The sequence below is a fragment of the Tautonia marina genome, assembly GCF_009177065.1.
Taxonomy (GTDB): domain Bacteria; phylum Planctomycetota; class Planctomycetia; order Isosphaerales; family Isosphaeraceae; genus Tautonia; species Tautonia marina.
On the sequence record NZ_WEZF01000011.1, the window covers coordinates 130,388 to 149,570 of the forward strand.

Annotated in this window: 13 protein-coding genes; 9 read left to right on the plus strand and 4 right to left on the minus strand. The window is 66.2% G+C overall.

Annotated features, from left to right (window positions below):
• Nucleotides 1-5: 5 nt before the first annotated feature.
• Nucleotides 6-1,178, plus strand: coding sequence for a sialidase family protein (locus tag GA615_RS14765; RefSeq protein ID WP_152052076.1), 1,173 nt, complete (start codon nt 6-8; stop codon nt 1,176-1,178).
• A 74-nt stretch (nt 1,179-1,252) separates the two neighbouring features.
• On the opposite strand, the gene GA615_RS14770 is transcribed toward GA615_RS14765, so the two are convergent.
• Nucleotides 1,253-1,996, minus strand: coding sequence for a PEP-CTERM sorting domain-containing protein (locus GA615_RS14770; RefSeq protein WP_152052077.1), 744 nt, complete (start codon nt 1,994-1,996; stop codon nt 1,253-1,255).
• 218 nt (nt 1,997-2,214) lie between these two features.
• Between GA615_RS14770 and GA615_RS14775 the strand changes: the two genes are divergently transcribed.
• From GA615_RS14775 to GA615_RS14785, 3 genes are all read left to right on the plus strand, one after another.
• A complete protein-coding gene (locus tag GA615_RS14775) occupies nt 2,215-2,853 on the plus strand; it encodes a sigma-70 family RNA polymerase sigma factor (protein WP_152052078.1) in 639 nt (212 codons plus the stop codon).
• Nucleotides 2,850-6,407: a serine/threonine-protein kinase gene (locus GA615_RS14780; protein WP_152052079.1), complete on the plus strand. Its 3,558-nt coding sequence runs from the start codon at nt 2,850-2,852 to the stop codon at nt 6,405-6,407. The genes GA615_RS14775 and GA615_RS14780 overlap by 4 nt, the downstream gene beginning before the upstream one ends.
• A gap of 96 nt (nt 6,408-6,503) precedes the next feature.
• Nucleotides 6,504-7,934 carry a RuBisCO large subunit C-terminal-like domain-containing protein gene (locus tag GA615_RS14785; RefSeq protein WP_152052080.1) on the plus strand — a complete coding sequence of 477 codons (1,431 nt, stop codon included), beginning with the start codon at nt 6,504-6,506 and terminating at the stop codon, nt 7,932-7,934.
• A gap of 107 nt (nt 7,935-8,041) precedes the next feature.
• On the opposite strand, the gene GA615_RS14790 is transcribed toward GA615_RS14785, so the two are convergent.
• From GA615_RS14790 to GA615_RS14800, 3 genes are all read right to left on the minus strand, one after another.
• Complete coding sequence (locus GA615_RS14790) at nt 8,042-9,340, minus strand: twin-arginine translocation signal domain-containing protein (RefSeq protein WP_201750194.1); 1,299 nt, start codon at nt 9,338-9,340, stop codon at nt 8,042-8,044.
• 273 nt (nt 9,341-9,613) lie between these two features.
• The gene (locus tag GA615_RS14795; RefSeq protein WP_152052081.1) at nt 9,614-10,990 is read right to left on the minus strand and encodes a Gfo/Idh/MocA family protein; all 1,377 of its coding nucleotides are present in this window, start codon (nt 10,988-10,990) and stop codon (nt 9,614-9,616) included.
• 108 nt (nt 10,991-11,098) lie between these two features.
• Entirely contained in the window at nt 11,099-12,127 is a 1,029-nt protein-coding gene (locus tag GA615_RS14800; RefSeq protein WP_152052082.1) for a DUF4349 domain-containing protein, read from the minus strand.
• A 485-nt stretch (nt 12,128-12,612) separates the two neighbouring features.
• Here GA615_RS14800 and GA615_RS14805 point away from each other — a divergent pair, with 485 nt between their 5' ends.
• The 5 genes from GA615_RS14805 (at nt 12,613) to GA615_RS14825 (ending at nt 19,128) form a co-directional block, all read left to right on the plus strand.
• Complete coding sequence (locus tag GA615_RS14805; protein ID WP_235905440.1) at nt 12,613-13,737, plus strand: formylglycine-generating enzyme family protein; 1,125 nt, start codon at nt 12,613-12,615, stop codon at nt 13,735-13,737.
• Between the two features lie 198 nt (nt 13,738-13,935).
• Nucleotides 13,936-15,486 (plus strand): sulfatase family protein, encoded by a 1,551-nt coding sequence (locus GA615_RS14810; RefSeq protein ID WP_152052083.1) that lies wholly within the window; start codon nt 13,936-13,938, stop codon nt 15,484-15,486.
• A gap of 86 nt (nt 15,487-15,572) precedes the next feature.
• A complete protein-coding gene (locus GA615_RS14815; protein WP_152052084.1) occupies nt 15,573-16,163 on the plus strand; it encodes an HdeD family acid-resistance protein in 591 nt (196 codons plus the stop codon).
• A 52-nt stretch (nt 16,164-16,215) separates the two neighbouring features.
• Nucleotides 16,216-17,700 (plus strand): sulfatase, encoded by a 1,485-nt coding sequence (locus tag GA615_RS14820; RefSeq protein WP_152052085.1) that lies wholly within the window; start codon nt 16,216-16,218, stop codon nt 17,698-17,700.
• A 24-nt stretch (nt 17,701-17,724) separates the two neighbouring features.
• Nucleotides 17,725-19,128 (plus strand): sulfatase family protein, encoded by a 1,404-nt coding sequence (locus GA615_RS14825; RefSeq protein WP_152052086.1) that lies wholly within the window; start codon nt 17,725-17,727, stop codon nt 19,126-19,128.
• The last annotated feature ends 55 nt before the right edge of the window (nt 19,129-19,183 follow it).

A 19,183-nucleotide genomic window follows, 5' to 3' on the forward strand; every position in this document is an offset into this window, starting at 1 on the left:
TTCCCATGATGTCGTCCCTTGCCTCGTCCTTTGGTTCCCCCCGCCGACAATCCGCCCTCGCGGCGGCCTTGCTGGCCCTGTTTGCAATCGGCGCTGGACCGGATCGACCTCAGGCGGTCTGGGCCGTCAAGGATCGTGAGGCCCGACAGCCTCAGGTAACGATCGGGGCCGACGGCCGAGTCTATCTCGCCTTTGGCGCGGGGAATGAGGTCCGCGTGGCCTCCTCCGACGACGGCGGGCGGTCGTTCTCAGAGCCGGTACCGGTCGGCTCTCCCGGCATGCTGGCGCTGGGGATGCGGCGAGGCCCCCGCATCGCGGTCGGGCAGGGGGCGGTGGTGATTTCGGCGATTGGCGGGGCAGGGGGAGGCCCGTACGGCGGCCTGAGCGCCGGCGATCTCTGGTCGTGGCGATCGACCGATGGGGGCACGACCTGGTCGGAGCCGATCCGGCTCAACCAGGTCGAAGGCTCGGCCCGCGAGGGGCTGCACGCAATGGCCGCCGGGCCCGAGGGTCAGATCGCCTGCGTCTGGACCGATCTCCGCGACAATCGCGCTCACATCCGGGGCGTGATCTCAACCGACGGCGGCGCGACCTGGGGGCCAGAGGTCCTCATCCACCAGTCTCCCGAGGGGCCCATCTGCCCCTGCTGCCATCCCTCGGTGGCTTTCGGCCCCGATGGCACCTTGTACGTCATGTGGCGCGACGCCATTTCCGGCGCCCGAGACATGTATCTTTGCCGATCGCTCGACGGCGGCAAGACGTTCGAACTGGCCCGCAAGCTCGGTGAAGGCACCTGGCCGCTCGAGGTCTGCCCGATGGACGGCGGCGCCATTGCGGCCGGTCCCGACGGGCAGGCGACGACGGTCTGGATGCGCGATGGCCGCCTCTATTCCGCCGAGCCCGGCCATCCCGAGCGTCTCCTCGGGCCCGGCGTGCAAGGCTGGGCTGCGTGGGGTCCGGAAGGCCCGTTCCTCGCCTGGCTCGATCGCCGCCCCGGCCAACTGCTTGCCCTCCGACCGGGAGACGCCGAGCCGATCGTCCTGTTCCGCTCGGCCAACGACCCGAGCATCGCCTCCTCGATCAACGGCCGAGGGCCGGTCGTCGCGGCCTGGGAAGCCGGCCCCGGAGGCTCGGGGATCTTCGTCGCTCGGCTCGATCGGACCGGTTCGGGGGAGTGAGGCCGCGCCGAGGAGTTGACCGAGCCGGGGCGCCGAACCGCACTGGTCCGGCCGATCCCCCGGCTCGGCTTGGATCAGGCGAGGGGCCGACGGCGACCTCGACGACGGTGGCAGATCAGCCCGACGACACCGAGGGCGCCGATGCCGGCCAGGACCAAGGCCGAGGGCTCGGGCACAACGGTCAGCGAGCCGGAAACCCGCCCGACCAGAACATCGACCGACGAGTCGGGGGAGGCTCCGACCTGCAGATAGAGACCCACCGGGATCATCGCCATCTTCACCATGCCCGGGGCAAAGGGCAGGGCGTCAGGAGTCGCGGTGAAGACCGAGGGATCGCTCAGATCGGTGTAGAAGGTCGCGCCGGTGTCGGGGACGAACATGCTGTAGTAGGTTTCCGCTCGGTAGTTTCCCGAGACGAAGCTCGAAGCGGCCCCGGAGCTGAAGCCGGGGTCGCCCGGGTCCTGGACGACGTCGGTGATGGTGCCCGAGGAGGTCGTGCCGGGGGTGTTCGTAAGCTGGAAGGCGTTTCCGCCGAGGAAGGCGGGCAAGACTCCGTGGAAGAGGGCGTCGGTGATCGTGAAGTCGATGCTGGTGCCGACCTGGGCCGAGCGGTTCATCCGGTAGGAGCCGGTCAGTTTGGTCGTGAACGAGACGTCATCGTTCAGGCCCAGCGGCGTGCCGGCAAACAACGTCGTCTGGAGCTCACCGATGGCAAAGATGTGGTCCGTCCCCGCGACAATCGGGTCGGCGTCGGCCCGAGAGCCGAGGACAAGGACGAGGGCTGCAATCGCTGCCGTGCGGAATCGGTTCCTGCGCATGATGTCGTGTCTTCCGATCAAAGGGGGGGCAGATGTTTGGCAAGGAGGAACGTCCCCTGCCTCGGATCCATCCGCGAGCCCGGGGCGGGAGGTTACAGGACACGCCGAGGTTTCCGCGTTTCGTTGAAAAATCACAACACGAAGGGCGGTTGGGGCCGTAACCTATCTCTTGACCGGTGGCCTGTGGGATGGCAGGGTAACGGAGGTTCTTCTCCGCGATGACGAATGGAGACGATCCCGAGACCGAGGCTCTGCTCCGACGCGCCGGCTCGGGCGATGACACGGCCCGGCAGGACCTGCTGGAGCGGCACCGGAACCGGCTGAGACAGATGATCTCCGTGCGGCTGGACCCGAGGATCGCCGCCCGGCTCGACCCTTCGGACGTGGTCCAGGAGACGTTGGCCGAAGCCTCCCGGAGACTCGACGACTTTCTGGCCGAGCGCCCGTTGCCGTTCTTCCCCTGGCTGAGGAGGCTGGCCGGTGACCGTCTGGTCGAGGCCTACCGGGCACACGTTGTGGCCAGGAAGCGGGCCGTCGACCGGGAGATTCCGCTCGGCCAGGTGTTTGCCGACGCCTCGACCGCCTGTCTGGCCCACCGGCTCGTCGACGCCGGGGGCAGCCCCAGTGCCCTGGTTCGCCGGGAGGAGCAAATTCGGCTGCTCTGCGAGGTCCTCTCCCAGCTCACCGAGAACGACCGCGAGGTGCTGGTGATGCGCTACCTGGAGCACCTGAGGTTCGGCGAGATCGCCGCCGTGCTGGGCATCACCGAGAACGCCGTGAAGGTCCGCCACTTTCGAGCCGTCGAGCGGCTCCGGGCGTCGATGGCCCGGCTTGGCAGCGGGGAGCACTCCCAATGAGCCAGAACCGCCAGGAGTCCTCAGGAACGGACCGGCCCACCGACCAGGTCCTGGCCGATCGGGTCGCCGAGGTCGCCGATCGCATCAAGGCCGGCGAGCCGGTCGATCTCGATGCCATCAGGAAGGAGGAGCCGGAGTTGGCCGACCACCTGCTCGACCTGCTGCCGGCGCTGAACCTGCTGGCCCGGCTCGGTCAGTCGGCCTCGACCGCCGGCCTGGCCTCAGTCGGCACCCTGCCGCCGGACGACTCGGGAGAGGGGATCGGCCGGCTCGGGGAATTCATCCTGCTCCGGCAGATCGCTCGGGGGGGGATGGGGGTGGTCTTCGAGGCCCGTCAGCAATGGATCGGCCGCCGGGTCGCTCTGAAGATTCTCCCGGCCGTGGCCGCGTTGGACCCCCAGCAATTGCGTCGGTTCGAGGTCGAGGTCCGGGCCGCCGGTGCCCTTCACCACGAGCACATCGTGCCGATCTACTCCGTCGGCTGCGAGGCCGGCGTGCATTATTACGCCATGCAATTGATCGAGGGCTGGAGCCTGGCCGAGGTCATCGCCAAGCTTCGACAAGGGGCCGGGAGGACGTTCGAGCCGGCTGAGCCTCAGACCACAGAGAAGGCCGACCCCGCCGCCGTCACCGCCGCCGACGACGACGACGGGGAGACCCAACCCGACCGGTCGGACCTCGCCCCCACCCAGGTCGACCCGACGGCGCTCGGGCCCTCGCATCCGGGCTTCGTGGCTCGGCTCGGCCTGCAGGCGGCCGAGGCGCTGGAGCATGCCCACCGGGAGGAAGTGATCCATCGAGACATCAAGCCGGGGAATCTGCTGCTGGACAACGACGGCCGGCTCTGGATCGCCGACTTCGGCCTGGCCCGTCTCCAGGGAGACTCCAGCCTGACGGCCACCGGCGTTCTCGTGGGAACGTTCCGCTACATGAGCCCCGAACAGGCGGTCGCCGGCCGGGGGATCCCGGTCGACCACCGGACGGATCTCTACAGTCTGGGGGCCACCCTGTACGAGTTGCTCACGCTGCGGCCCCCCTTCGACGACGCCGATGGCCGGGTCGCGCTGAGCCGGATCAGTGAGGAAACACCCCCCTCGATCCGGAAGCTCAACCCCGCCGTGCCGATCGACCTGGAGACGGTCGTTCTCAAGGCAATGGCAAAGGATCCGAACGACCGCTACGCCACGGCCGCCGAACTGGCCGACGACCTGAGACGGTTCCTCGAAGGCCGGCACGTTCTCGCCCGCCGCCCCTCGCCGCTCGACCTGGCTTCGCGATGGGCCTATCGCCATCGCCTGGCGGTGGCCTCGGCCGTGGTGCTGCTGATGCTGGTGACCGCGGCGCTGGGTGTGGCGGTCGTGCTGATCGCCCGGGAACAGTCTCGGACGGCCGATGCGCTGGCCAAGGTCGAGACCGCCCAGAGCGATCTGATCACCGCCAAGAACCGGGCCGACGAGAACGCCCGGCTTGCCCGTCAGAGCGAACGGATGGCCCGAGAGCTACTCTACGTCGCCGACCTGAAGCTCGCCGCCACCGCCCTGGACGACCGCGACCCGCTGCTGATGAAGGAGTACCTCGACCGCCAACTCCCCGAAGCCGGCAAGCCCGACCTCCGAGACTTCGCCTGGTGGTTCCTCCGCAAGCAGGGAGAGTTGCCTCTCGACGAGTGGACCGGTCCAGGCCCGGCCCTCTACTTCATTGCCTTCTCGCCCGATGATCGTCTGATGGCCACCTGCGGCGAGGAGGCCGTGATCCGCCTCTACCGCCGGCCCGGAGACCGCCTGGTCCGGGAGATCCCGACCGGGCAGATCGAGGTCAATGGCGTCGCCTTCAGCCCCGACGGCCAATCCCTTGCCTCGGCGGGGGACGACGGCACTGTGCGCCTCTGGGACCTGGAGACGGGGGAGCAGATCCGGCAGATCCAGGCGGTTGACGGGGGCAAGGCGTATCAGGTCGCCTTCGCGATGGGGGGCTCCATGCTCATCTCCTGCGGTCAGGAGCCGATCATCCGGCTGTGGGACGCGGCGACCGGCGACTCGATCGGCGAGCTCCGAGGGCCGGAGGCCGACGAAACGAGCCGGGCCGTCCAGTCGATCGCCGTCTCCCCCGACGGCCGATCCCTCGCCGCGGCCGGCCCCGAGTTCGTCGCCCGAGTCTGGGACCTGGAATCCCGGTCGGTGGCCTGGGAACGGATCGTCGAGTCAGTGCGGTCCGGCTGGATCAGCTTCTCCCCCGACGGCGACCGGGTGGCCGTCAGCCGCAAGCGGGGCTTCTTCGCCGTGTCGGACTGGAAGTCCGGCGAGGTCGTCTTCGAGTGGCAGCTCCGCGACGATGCCGAGTCGCTGGCCATGCTCCGGGGAGGCACCGTCCTGGCCATCGCCGACCGGGCCGGCATGATCCACCTCCTCCCGCTGCCGACCCCCGACGGTTCGGAGCCCTCCCCCGGGCCTCCCGAGCTGCACCTCCCCTGGCTGGCCCACGACGACCGCATCTATGCCCTGGCCGCCTCCCCCGACGGCGAAACCCTGTTCTCGGCCGGCTCGGACGGCCGGCTCCGACGCTGGCACCCGTTCGACCCCGACGGCTCCCGAGAACGGTTCGCCCGGCTCGAACCCTTCGGGTGCGCCCTGCACCCCGACGGCCGAACGGTCCTGCTCGCCGAGCGGGGAGGGGTCCGCATCCTCGACCCCGGGGCCGACGACCCCGACCAGTTCCTCCGCCTGGGAGACGCCGACTTCTCCCAGCTCATGCTCGATCGGGAAGGCCGGCTGCTGGCCGTCGACGGCAGGCCAACCGGACACGAGGGCGGACGCTCGCTGATCGTGGTCCGGGACCTTGACGCCGGGAACGACCTGCTGCAATGGCAGACCCCCGAGGGAAGCCATATTGGTGCCATCGACCTGTCTGCCGACGGCCGACGGCTGGCGGCCTACGTCGGCCGAGCCCCGGAGGTGCCGGTCGGCGATCGTGTCTCGGTCCTGCTGTTCGACCTCCAGAAGGGGGGGCCGCCTCGGATCGTGCCAATGCCAAACGCCCAGTCGTTCGGCCACGCGATGATGGTCGCCTTCTCCCCCGACGGTAAACTGCTGGCGGCCTCGGACGGTCATGACGTCCGACTCCTCGACCCTCAAACTGGCCAGACATTCCAGATACTGACCGGGGAGCACTCGGGCACCGCGCACACCCTGGCCTTCGGTCCCAACGGCCGCCTGCTCGCCTCGGCCGGAGACGACCGTCGCCTCGTGATCTGGGACCTGGAAGCCGGTACGACGATCCTCTCGACCCTCTCTCAGGGCACCGACATTCGGTCCCTGTCCTTCAGCCCTGACGGCCGCCTGCTCGCCTCGGCCGGGACAGACCGGAAGGTGCTGCTCTGGCACGTACCGACCCGGCAAGTGCTGCTGGAAGTGCCTCTTTCAGACCCGTTCCCCGACAACCCCCTGGGCTGGTACGGCGCCCTGGCCACGTTCGGCCCGGCGAACCGCCGGCTCGCCATCGAGCGGCCAGGCGATCTCCTGGTGCTCGACGCCTCCCCGAACGCTTCGGGCCCTTGACATGGGGCCGCCGGCCGGGAATCCTACAGGCTCCCCGAGCCCCGATCGCGGGGCCGGCACCCGCTCGGCATCGACTCGACAACACCCCGGCCCACCATGCCTGCGATCGACTCAAAGACCCTGGATGTCCTCTGGCACGACCCCGACGCCCGCGAGATGGCCCTCCGCCGGGTCGTCGAGGAGCGGCTGGCCGAGAATCCGCCCCCGAGGTCCGACGATCACATCGTCGCCACCTACTTCTTTGCGTTTCGGACCGAATCGCTGGGCGACGCGGTCAAGGAAATCGCCTACCACGCCACGAGCGGCATCAAGGACCCGCCCCCCGGGTCGTTGCTGGCCGAGTGCACCGCCACCGCCGCAGGGGTCGATCCCTTCGACTCGACCGGGCGCATGGGCCTTCTGCACATCGCCTTCCCGCTGAAGATGATGCTCCAGGAAGACGGCCACCTGACCTCCGTCGACCTCCTGCACACGACCGCCGCGGCCATCATCTTCGACGTTTATGAGAACCAGGACGCGCGGCTCGTCAGCCTCCAGATCCCCGACAAGGTCCTCGCCACCTTCCCCGGCCCGGCCTACGGACCCTTCGGCCTGCGGAAGATGACCGGCTTCGACGACGGCCGCCCCGCCTTCGGCACCATCCTCAAGCCGACCGCCGGTGTCACCCCCGACGACATCGACCGCATCGTCGGCGAGGTGGCCGGGTGCGACCTGCTCATGTTCATCAAGGAAGACGAGGATCTGTATCCCAACCTTCCCTACTCTCCCGTGGCCGAACGCATGAAGCGGGCCAAAGCCGCGCTCGAACGAGTGAAGGACCAGCGAGGCGGGCTGGGCATGGTCTTCGCTCCTCATGTGACCGGGGCGCCGAACGAGATCCTGGAGACGGTCCTCGCCGTGCTCGAAGCCGGGGCCACCGGTGTGATGTTCAGCGAAACCTTCTGCGGCGGAGCCGTACGGATGGTCCGCGAGGCCACCCGGCACCTGAGCAACCCTCCCGCGATCTACGGCCACAACGCCGGCATCGGCACCCGCACTCGGGCCATCTGGCGCGACGTGATCGACCTGCTCGCCCGGCTCGACGGCATCGACTTCCGCCAGACTGCCCCGGTGAAGCCCGGCACCCCCTTCCTGCGACCGTACGGGGCCGAGTGGCACGCCTCCGAAACCGCCCTCTCCCGCCCCTTACCCGGCGGCCTGAACCCAACGATGATCGCCCGGGCCGGCGCGCTCGACCAGGGGAACGTCATCCTCAACCTTCAGGACGCCGAACGCCGCGGCCTGACCGACCACATCCTGTTCCTTGCCGGTTCGGCCATCAACTCCATCAAGGACGACTCCGGCAAGTACGAGCCGAAGCTCGGCGCCGAGGCCATGCGCGAAGCCCTTGAGGTTCACCGCTCCGGCGCGATGGCCGGCGTCCCGGCCGAGAAGCACCTCGACGAACTGTCTGCCCTGGCCGACCGTCAAAAGCTCGTCGCGCTCAAGCGGGCTCTCCGCCAGCGCTATCCGGACCGGGTGAACTAAATCGTCCCTCCGATCAAACGCTTCTCCCACATCCAGCTCGGCTCCGATCCTCTCCCCGATCGCGGGGAGAGGGGGATGAGCATGTCTCCCGATCGCGATCGAACCGATCAGGAGTGATCCGCGTTCACATAGAAGGATTCGTCGGGAACGGTGTAGCGGACCTCCATCTCGGGGGTCTCGACCACCTGGCCCTCGCGGAACAGGGAGGTCACACCGGCCAGCGTCATTCCCGAAGTCAACAGGGTTCGCTCGGCGGGGTAGGGGGCCTGGTTCTCGATGACCATGCGCTCGATATGGTGCACGAGCGGGTTGAAGAAGTCGGCCGTTGTGGCCGATCGGCCGGGCATGGGCAGGTGCATCTGGCAGGAGACGACCCGGTCCTCGTCGCCGATCAGTCCGGCATAGGTGAAATCCTGCACCGGGCACATGAACAGGGTGGTCTTGAAGCCGTCTCGGTGTTCGATGAAGTAGGCGAAGGCGTTCGGGAAAACCCGTCGCGCCCACTCGATCGAGGGGGGATCGGTCGGATACCCATTGACGACCGGCAAGGTGTGGCTTCGGCTCAAGGCCGCCAGGAACAGGCGAGCGGTCGTCTCGCTCTGCTCGACCCGATCCCAGATCGCCTTGCCGCGCAGGGCCTGAACGCGGGCGATACCCACCTCCCCACCTTTGCGACGCTCCGACATGCACTGCGCCGTTTCGAGACCGTGGAAGTCGTAACTGTCGGCCCCACCGTAACCGACGCAAACGCTCTCGGTCAGGTCGGCCCCGTGCGGCACGTCCACGGCAGGCAATCGCCAGGTGACCGGTAACGACGACCCGGCCAGGAAGGGGAAGTCGAGCCGCTTCGCGTCCTCGATCATCTCGACGCACTCGGCCCATTCCGTCGACAGGTGCTTGTCATTGAAGACCGGCACGCTTCGGCCCGATTGCTCAAAAACCGAGACAATTTGCTTGAAGAAATCATAACGCGGGTAGCGTGTCTGCCCCATCTCGTTGCGTGGGTAGCGGCCATGCTCGCCGATGACCACCACGCCATCGACGGCCAGCGATCCGGTCCCCATCGTCAGCGATTCGGCGATCGTCGGATAAATCGGCACGTCGAATCGAGCGGCCTGTGCCCGAGCAAGATCCCCCTCGGGATACTGGTCGACGTAAAGGGAAACCAGGTCCACCTCGGGCTTCCGCCACTCCCCTTGCCAGGCATAGCCGAGAAGAAATCGATCGATGAAGTGTTGCGCATGAGAATGCGTGCGCACCTCGGTGCCGATCAGGGCGATTTTCTTCCGCTCTTGCTTCGGAGCGCGGGCGATCGGGGCGGCTCCCATCGAGGTTCCGGCAGCCACGGCGGCAGTCGAGGCCAGGAAGGTTCGGCGCGAAAGGGAGTTTGATCTTGGTCCGGTCATCAACTCGGCTCCGGGGATAGGTGGGTGGGACAGTGGGGGGAGGGTCCCCTCGCGCTCGACACGAGGAGGGTGGGATCAGCGGTTCCAAACAAACAGAACGCAAATGGAGCCACGGATGAAACACGGATCAGGCAGTAGGCAGTAGGCAGTAGGCAGTAGAGATGAAAGAGGATGAGGGCAGCCGCAACGCGGACATTTCCCCTCATCCGTGTTTCATCGATGTTTCATCCGTGGCTCAATCTTCGTTGCCTTGCTCGCTTGACGCTCCTGGACTCAGGAGCCGAGCGACCAGCCTTCGCGGTACTCGCGGGTGAGGAACGGTTCGGCCTCGGGGGCGTTGGTGGCGCGCATGGCGTCGGCGTCCCACTCGATCTTGCGACCGACGCGGTAGGCGACATTCCCGAGGTGGTTCGCCTCGGTCAGCCAGCCGCCGTACTCGAAGTTCGACCCGGTCGGCGAGCCGGTCTTGCAGGCGTCAATCCATTCGGCGTGGTGGCTCGCCGGGCGGGTGAGGAAGGGCTCGGGAGGGGTGAAGCCTTCGAACCGGTCCTCGGGAAGGAGGAGGTACTTCCCATAATCGGCGAGCAGCATCCCCTTATCGCCGACGAACAGGACACCGCTATTCCACTGCGGGATGGTGCCGTCGGTCCAGGCCTGGGGCTTCTCATCCCCTTGATACCAGGTGAGCTGGACGGGGGGCTGATCCCCTCGGGCGCCGTATTCGTAGACCGCTCGCATCGACGCCGGGGCAATCTCCGGATGCGGCGACGGGCCGAACGCCTCGATCGTCAACGGGGCCTTCAGGTCGAGCGCCCAGAAGGGCAGGTCGTTCCAGTGGCTGCCGAGGTCGCTCATGGTGCCGTTGCCGAAGTCCCACCAGCGATACCACTTCGGACCCGGCCAGTAGACCTCGTGGAACGGACGCTCGGGCGCGGGTCCGAGCCAGAGATCCCAGTCAAGCCCTTCGGGAATCGGCGAGGAATCGGTCGGCCGATCCGTCACGTACACGATGTCGCGGTTTCGCTCGGCGGCCTCGGCTGATTGAAGGCCCCAGGCACGGCCAACCCAGACGTGCGCCTCACGGACCGGGCCAATCGCGCCGGTCTGGATCATCTCAACAACACGTCGGTAATTTTCTCCGGCGTGAATCTGCGTGCCCATCTGGGTGGCGACCTTGGCCTTCGCGGCGGCCTCGCGCAGGATGCGGGCCTCGGCCACGTTATAGGACAATGGTTTTTCCAGATACACATGCTTGCCCAGCAACAAGGCCGGCAAGGTGGCCGCGGCGTGGGTGTGCTCGGGGGTGCTGACGACCACGGCATCGAAGCCGTTCGCGTCGTCGTACACGCGGCGGAAATCGGTGTATCGCTTCGCCTTCGGGTGTTCGCTCGCCGCGCGATCGACCGCGGGCTCATAAACATCACACAGGGCAACGATGTTCTCGGAGGCCACCTGGCTGAGGTTATGCCCTCCTCGTCCTCCGGTGGCGATCACCGCGATGTTGAGCTTCTCGTTCAGGTTCCGGCCTCGAACGATCGCCGGCGCGGCGATCACGCCGAGCGAGGCCCCCGCCGCCGTTCGCAAAAAACGGCGTCGCGAGGGCTTCGACGAGGTCAACCGATTGGCCGGGGGGGGCGTCGCGTCGATCATGGCGGGGCTCCTTGGTTCGGTCCATCCACGAATCCGGTCCCATGCGGTCCGGTGATCCGAGCGATGCGACGTCCGAGCCTAACGCCTCCCGAGCCGATTCCCAAGGGCCTACCGCGAGGGTTCGGGAGGTGAAGGGGGCACCTCCGGCGACGACCCGATCGGCCTTCGAAGCTGCTCCCAGAGCCGGGGCAATGCCCGGAGCAGCCGTCTCCAGAGCCTCCGAACGAGCGGGAAGACCGCGATCAACGCAAGCAAGACGATCAGGGTCGGGAGCGCCCGCTCTGACACGAAGACGACGAAGTTCTCGGCCGAGGTCCGAAGGTCGGTAACCGAACCGCTCCAGGCCCGTGCGACTCTCGTCCGAAAGTCCGGAACCACGGGAGCCGCCGGCGTGTAGCCTTCCCGCTCGCGGAGGTTCACCGTCACGGTGGCCAGGCTCGACAGGTTTTGCAGAACGCGGAGCCGACCCTCCATCTGCTCGATTTCCCCCCGAACGCGACTCAGCTCAACCTGAACCTTCAACACATCTTCGAGCTTCCCACTCCGTTCTTCGAGAATCTTGAGAATGGTTTCTTCCTCGACCCGCTTGTTCCGAATGCGGGCCTCGATGTCGTAAAACTGCTCGGTCACGTCCTGCGAGGTCCGCAGGTTGCGCTTCAGTTCCCCGAGGCTGAGCAACTCCTGCACGAACGCCTCGAAGTGATCGACCGGCACGCGCAGCTTCCACTTGGCCGATCGCTTCGAACCGGGAGAGCCGGTCAAATCCTGCTCGGCAATGTACCCCCGATGCTGCTGCACCAAGGCCACCAGCCGATCGGCCGCCGGGTCGAGATCCTCAACTTCGAGGTCGATCTGCGCATCGTAGATGATCTTGCGATTGAAGGCCGCCTCACCCGGAGGCGGGGCGTCTTGCGCTTGCAGCGGATTGGCCTCGCCCACCACCCCCATCATTCCCATCATCGCGGCAGGGGCAGCGCGATCCGACGACGGCTCGGCCGCGTAGCTCATGACCGAGTCTTCCATCGGGAACTCGGATTCGACACTCGCCGCCGTCCGCGACATGGCCCGAGGATCGGCGGCTCCGCAACCCGAGTGAACCAGGATGAGCAACGTCAGCAGACCGGGAATTGAGCGCATGGGAATCGACGCCTCACTCTCGAAGGGATTCAGAAGGGAAGGGAAGGGAAGGGCAGGGGGAAGCCGCGGTTCGAGGGACAGAAATCCTCCCTCGGAAACGTGCCTCTCACTGGAAGATCCTTACGAGCGATCGAGGGCCCATCGTTGAACCGATTTGCCCGCTCGACGAGCAATTCGTTGCACCAACGGCTCGGTGCTCCTCTGTGTTGACGATCCAACCTCCCAGATCCTTAGACGATTCCCGAACGTTGTGAACCGGTGGCAAGCGCCGATCGAGTGTTGGTCCCTCGCGCCTGAGGTGGTTAGACTGAAATCCTGAGCGACGCGAGAACGACGACCACCGATTCCCTTTTTTTCTTCCAGAGGCGATCGTGTCGAAGGCACCGAAGTCCAGGCCAAAACCAAAAGTGAAGGTGAAGGCAACCAATCAGAGCCAAGGCTCGGAACCTCGCGCTCTCTCGAAGTCATGGTCGATTCCTCTCGTGATGACCCTGCTCATTGTGGCGGCGGCCGTGGGAGGACTGTTCGTCTGGAATCGAGGATTGGCCGAGGAACGAGCCGCGGAAGAACGGGTCGCCGCGTTCTTCGAGGCCGAGCGAGCCAGAACCGAGAAGCCGAAGGCATCCTCCCCCCGCTCGCAAACCAAGCCCGAAGCCCAGCGCTCGGCCCACCGCATCAACGAGACCTCGCCCCCGGGGCCTCCTCCCGACGAAGGAATGGTCTGGGTTCCCGGCGGCACCTACTGGATGGGGACCGACGACGGCCAGTTCCCCGATGCCCAGCCGGTCCACCTCGTCACGGTCGACGGCTTCTGGATGGACAAAACCGAGGTGACGAATGCCCAGTTCCAGGCATTTGTCGATGCCACCGGCTACGTCACCGTGGCCGAGCGTCCGATCGACCCGGCCGATTATCCTGGTGTCGCCCCTGAGAACCTCGCCCCCGGCTCCATCGTCTTCAGCCCACCCGATCACCCCGTCCGGCTCGACAACCACCTGCAATGGTGGGCCTGGAAGCCCGGAGCCGACTGGAAGCACCCGGACGGCCCCGAGTCGAGCATCGACGATCGCATGAATCACCCTGTCATTCATCTCGCATTTGAAGACGTGCTTGCCTATGCCGAGTGGGCCGGCAAGCGCCTGCCGACCGAGGCCGAATGGGAATTCGCCGCCCGAGGAGGGCTCGACCGCGCCACCTACACCTGGGGCGACGAACGCCATCCCGACGGCCAGCCGATGGTCAACAACTGGCAAGGGCAGTTCCCGATCGAGGACACCGCCGACGACGGCTTCGCCGGCATCGCCCCCGTCGCCCAGTTCCCGCCCAACGGCTTCGGGCTGTATGACATGGCCGGCAATGTCTGGGAATGGTGCGCCGACTGGTATCGGCACGATTACTATCAAACCAGTCCCGAGTCCAACCCGACCGGCCCCAGCGAGTCGTTCGACCCGATGGAGCCCGGCATCCCCAAGCGCGTGCAACGAGGAGGATCGTTCATGTGCAGCGATCTCTACTGCGTGCGCTACCGTGTCGGCACCCGAGGCCAGGGGGCCATCGACACCGGCAACCCCCACGTCGGTTTCCGCTGTGTCGTCGATGCGACCCAATAAGCCAGGGGCCTCCCTTCGACGGCTGGAACGAACCTGCGACCTCTTGTTGGACCTGACAAGCGTTTCAGCGGACTGGCGACCCCGTGCACACACCGCACGGTCGCCTCGCGTCCCGCACCCGAGCATAATGGCGAGGCGATCAGGCCAAGCCGTTCCGAACTTCTCTCCCTTCTCTCCAACACCGCGAGGATCGCCCTGATGACGGTTCGAAGCGTGCCCCTGCGTTGCGTATTGCTCGTATTCCTATGCCTGACCGGCATCGCCCAGGCTCGGCAGGCGGAGCCGGATCTGGAACTGCCTCGCATCGACGGTTCGAAACCGCGCAACGTGGTGTTCATTCTTGCGGATGACCACCGGTTCGACGCGATGAGTTTTCTCGGTCACCCGTTCGTCGAAACGCCGAACATGGACCGCATCGCCGCCAACGGCGTCCACCTGAAAAACGCCTTCGTCACGACCTCGCTTTGCTCACCGAGCCGCGCCTCCATTCTGACCGGTCAGTACGCCCACAATCACAAGGTTGTCGATAACAACAACCCCGTTGCCGAGGGCACGATCTTCTTCGCCCAGTACCTTCAAGCCGCCGGCTACGACACCGCCTTCATCGGCAAGTGGCACATGGGGGGCGGCTCCGATGACCCCCGCCCCGGCTTCGATCGCTGGGTCAGCTTCCGGGGGCAGGGGACCTATCTCCCCAGCCGCAACGGCCTGAACGTCGACGGCGAGCGCGTGCCCCAGAACGGCTACATCACCGACGAGTTGACCGATTACGCCCTCGACTGGCTCGACGACCGAACGGACGACACCCCCTTTTGCCTCTACCTTTCGCATAAAGGGGTCCACGCCGAGTTCATTCCCGCCGAGCGCCACGCCGGCCGCTACGACGACGCCCCCTTCGACGCCCCCGAAACCATGGACCCTTCCCCCGAGCGGACGAAGCACCGCCCGATGTGGGTCAAGAACCAGCGCAATAGCTGGCACGGTGTCGAGTTCCCCTACCACAGCACGCTCGACGTGGCCGAGTTCTACCGCGACTATTGCGAAACCCTGCTCGGGGTCGATGACAGCATCGGCCGGGTCCTTGACGCGCTGGACGCAAAGGGAGTCCTTGACGAAACGCTCGTCATCTACATGGGCGATAACGGCTTCGGCTTCGGCGAACACGGCCTGATCGACAAACGCGTTGCCTACGAATGGTCCATGCGCGTACCGATGATCATGCAATGCCCCGACCTCTTCCCGGCCGGAACCACGGTCGAACAGGTCGTTGCCAACATCGACATTGCCCCCACCATCCTCGAAGCCGCCGGCCTGCAACCCCCCGAGCACATGGACGGCCAAAGCTTCCTGAAGCTCGGCGCCGGCGAAGATATCCCCTGGCGCGACGCCCTGCTTTACGAATACTATTGGGAACGCAACTTCCCCCACACGCCAACGATCTTCGCCCTCCGAACCGATCAGTACAAATTCATCAGACCTCACGGCCTCTGGGATCTCGACGAGCTGTACGACATCCAGGCCGACCCGAACGAAACCACCAACCTGATCTTCAGTGAGGATCATCAACAGGTCATTACCCAAATCAAGCAGCAACTCTTCGAAACCCTCGAACAGACCGGCGGCATGGCCATTCCCATTTATGCCGACCGTGGCGGATCGCAGAACCTCCGGAACGCCGACGGCTCCCCCGCCGCCGAATTCCCCGACGAACTGCTTCGAGAGCTTCCACCCGGCACCGATCGCCGCTGACCGCACCAGGACGCACCGGAGCGGAAGCGGAGTTCCGGATCTCGGCACGGAGGAGCATCTCACCTCAACCGTTGGAGACCACGACCATGTCCGATCCCATCGTTCCCGGTTCCTCTCCCCTGCGCACGATCATTCGCAACGAGCTGAGCGAGATCCGGGCCAACTGGGTCGGCTTCCTCGTCCTCGGTGTGGTGCTGATCGTGCTCGGCTCGCTCCTGATCGGCGTCCCGTGGATCGGCACGCTGGCGGCGGTCTGGATGCTCAGCATCCTGTTGATCCTGAGCGGCATCACCCAGTTCGTCGCGGCCTTCTGGGTCCGCCGCTGGAGCGGCTTTTTCCTGGCCCTGCTCGCCGGAGTCCTCTACGCGGTGGTCGGCATCCTCATTGTGGACCACCCGACCGAGACGGCCGAGTTCCTGACGCTGATCATCGCCGCCTTCCTGATCATCGGCGGGGTCTTTCGAATCGCCGTGGCCCTGAGCTTGAAATTCGAAGGCTGGGGCTGGACCCTTGCCGGCGGCGTTCTCTCCACACTTCTCGGCCTGCTCATCTGGAGGCAATGGCCCGAGGCGAGCCTCTGGGTCATCGGTCTGTTCGTGGGGCTGGAAGTCCTGTTCACCGGCTGGACCTGGGTCATGCTCGCCCTGCTCCTGCGGCGTTTGCCGAAGGCCTCCTGACGTGCCAGCCGAACCGAATCCCCTCTCCTCGATCGCTTCGGAGTGATGCGTCATGAGTTCGTCGCTTCCCCTGATGCTCGCCGCCTTGCTGGCCACTTCGGCCATCGAGCCTGACGACTCGAAACCGGAACGGCCCAACGTGCTGTTCCTCGCCATCGACGACCTGAACGACTGGGTGGGATGCCTGCAAGGCCACCCGCAGATCCAGACCCCCAACATCGACCGCCTCGCCCGTCGCGGCACGCTGTTCACCAATGCTCACACCCAGTCGCCCCTCTGCAACCCCTCGCGCACCAGCATCCTGACCGGCCTGCGCCCCTCGACCACCGGCATCTACGGGCTCGCCCCCTGGTTCCGCACCGTCGAGGAGTTCGCCGATGTCGTTTCCCTGCCTCAACATTTCCGAAACCACGGATACACCGCCCTCTCGACCGGAAAGATCTACCACGGCGGCTATCCCCCCGCGCCCGATCGCCCCCGAGAGTTCGACACCTACGGCACTCCCTCCGCAGTCGGGGCCCGGCCTGCCCAGAAGCTCATCAGCCCCACTCCCGTCGGCAACCACCCCTTGATGGACTGGGGCACCTTCCCCCACCGCGACGAGGACAAGGGGGATTATCAGGTCGCCTCCTGGGCCGTCGAGCAGCTTGAATCCGGCATCGACGATCCCTTTTTCCTCGCCGTTGGCTTCTTCCTGCCTCACGTTCCTTGCTACGCAACCCAGCAATGGTTCGACCTGTATCCCGATGAATCGCTGATCATGCCTCGGGTCTTCCGCGGTGATCGGCTCGATACTCCCGAATTCTCCTGGTACCTTCACTGGTCCTTGCCCGAGCCTCGCCTCTCGTGGATGGAGGCCAACGGCCATTGGCGATCCCTGGTCCAGTCCTATCTTGCCTCCATCAGCTTCGTCGATTCCCAGGTCGGCCGCGTCCTCGACGCCCTGGATGCCTCCGGCCACGGCGACGACACGGTGATCGTCCTTTGGTCCGATCACGGCTACCACCTCGGCGAGAAGGAAATCAGCGGCAAGAACACTCTCTGGGAACCCTCGACCCGCGTTCCCTTGATCGTTGCCGGCCCCGGAGTTCCCGAAGACCAGCGCTGCGATCGACCGGTCGAACTGCTCGACCTTTTCCCGACCCTCATCGACCTCTGCGACCTTTCCCCTCGGCCCGGTCTGCCACTCGAAGGCCACAGCCTCGTACCGTTGATCAACGACCCCGCCGCCGATCGCGCCTGGCCCGCCATCACCACCCACAACCAGGGAAACCACGGCATCCGCACCGATCGCTGGCGGTTTATTCGTTACGCCGACGGCTCCGAGGAACTCTACGACCTTGAGGTCGATCCCGAGGAGTGGACCAACCTCGCCCTCGACCCGACCTACGAACCGATCCTCGCCGAGCATCGCCGCTGGCTCCCCACCGTCGATCGCCCCCCCGCGCCCGGCAGCCAGCATCGCGTGCTCACCTTCGACGGCACGACCGCCATCTGGGAAGGCGCGCCGATTCTCCCCTCCGAGAAGATGCCCTGACCCTCTCGACGACCGAGGCAAATCATGCTCATCCGTTTGATTGCAGCGCTTGCACTCGTGTTCCCTCCGCTTGCCGCCTCGGCCGCCACCGAGGACCGCCCTCCAAACGTCGTCGTCATCTTCACCGACGACCAGGGGTACGCCGACGTCGGCGTCTTCGGCGCCGAGGGGTTCGAAACCCCTCAACTCGACCGCATGGCCGCCGAGGGTCGCACCTTCACCAACTTCTACGCCGCTCAGGCCGTCTGCTCCGCCTCCCGAGCCGCCCTGCTCACCGGCTGCTACCCGAACCGCATCGGCATCATCGGCGCGCTCGGCCCCGGAGCCAAAACCGGCCTGAACTCCAATGAAGTCACGATGGCCGAAATGCTCAAGCCCCTCGGCTACGCCACCGCCATCTTCGGCAAGTGGCACCTCGGCGACGATCCCCAATTCCTGCCCACCCGCCACGGCTTCGATGAATATTTCGGCCTGCCCTACTCGAACGACATGTGGCCGAACCATCCGACGGCCGGCGACCGCTATCCTCCTCTCCCCTTGATCGAAGGCGAGGAGGTGATCGCCCTCAACCCCGACCAGCGCAACCTCACCACCTGGTACACCGAGCGTGCCGTCTCGTTCATCGAACGGAATCAGGACCAACCCTTCTTCCTCTATGTCCCCCACAGCATGCCGCACGTCCCCCTGTTTGTCTCCGACAAGTTCGAAGGCAAGTCGGAGCAGGGGCTCTACGGCGACGTGATCATGGAAATCGACTGGTCCGTCGGTCAGATTCTTGACACCCTCCGCCGCCTCGACCTGAGCGAGAACACCCTCGTCGTCTTCACCTCCGATAACGGCCCTTGGCTCTCGTACGGCAATCATGCCGGTTCCGCCGGACCCTTGCGCGAGGGCAAGGGGACCACCTTCGACGGCGGTCAGCGCGAGCCGACGATCGCCTGGTGGCCCGGCCGCGTTCCCGCCGGAACCTCGACCGACGAGCCCGCCATGACCATCGACCTCTTGCCCACCATCGCCGCCCAGACCGGCGCCTCGCTCCCCGACCACCCGATCGACGGCCTCGACATCTCTCCACTCTTGCTCGGCGAGCCCGACGCCCAATCCCCGCACGACGCCCTCTATTTCTACTGGGGACGCGAGCTCCAGGCCGTCCGCTCCGGCCCCTGGAAACTCCACCTGCCGCACGAATTCCGCAGCCTTGAAGGGCAGGGGGGCTCCCACGGCCAGCCCGCCCCGTACATCATGAGATCGATCGGCCTGGCCCTGTTCAACCTCGATGACGACCTCGGCGAATCGACCGACGTGAAGGCCGATCACCCCGAGGTCGTCGAGCGTCTCCAGGCCCTCGTCGATCGTGCCCGGGCCGATCTGGGCGACTCGTCCACCCAGCAGCAAGGCTCCGGAGTTCGCCCTCCGGGGCGGTTGTGAGTTGCATCGGAGCGACCGGCAGGGCATCCTCAGAGTCGACCGCCAACCGAGGAGG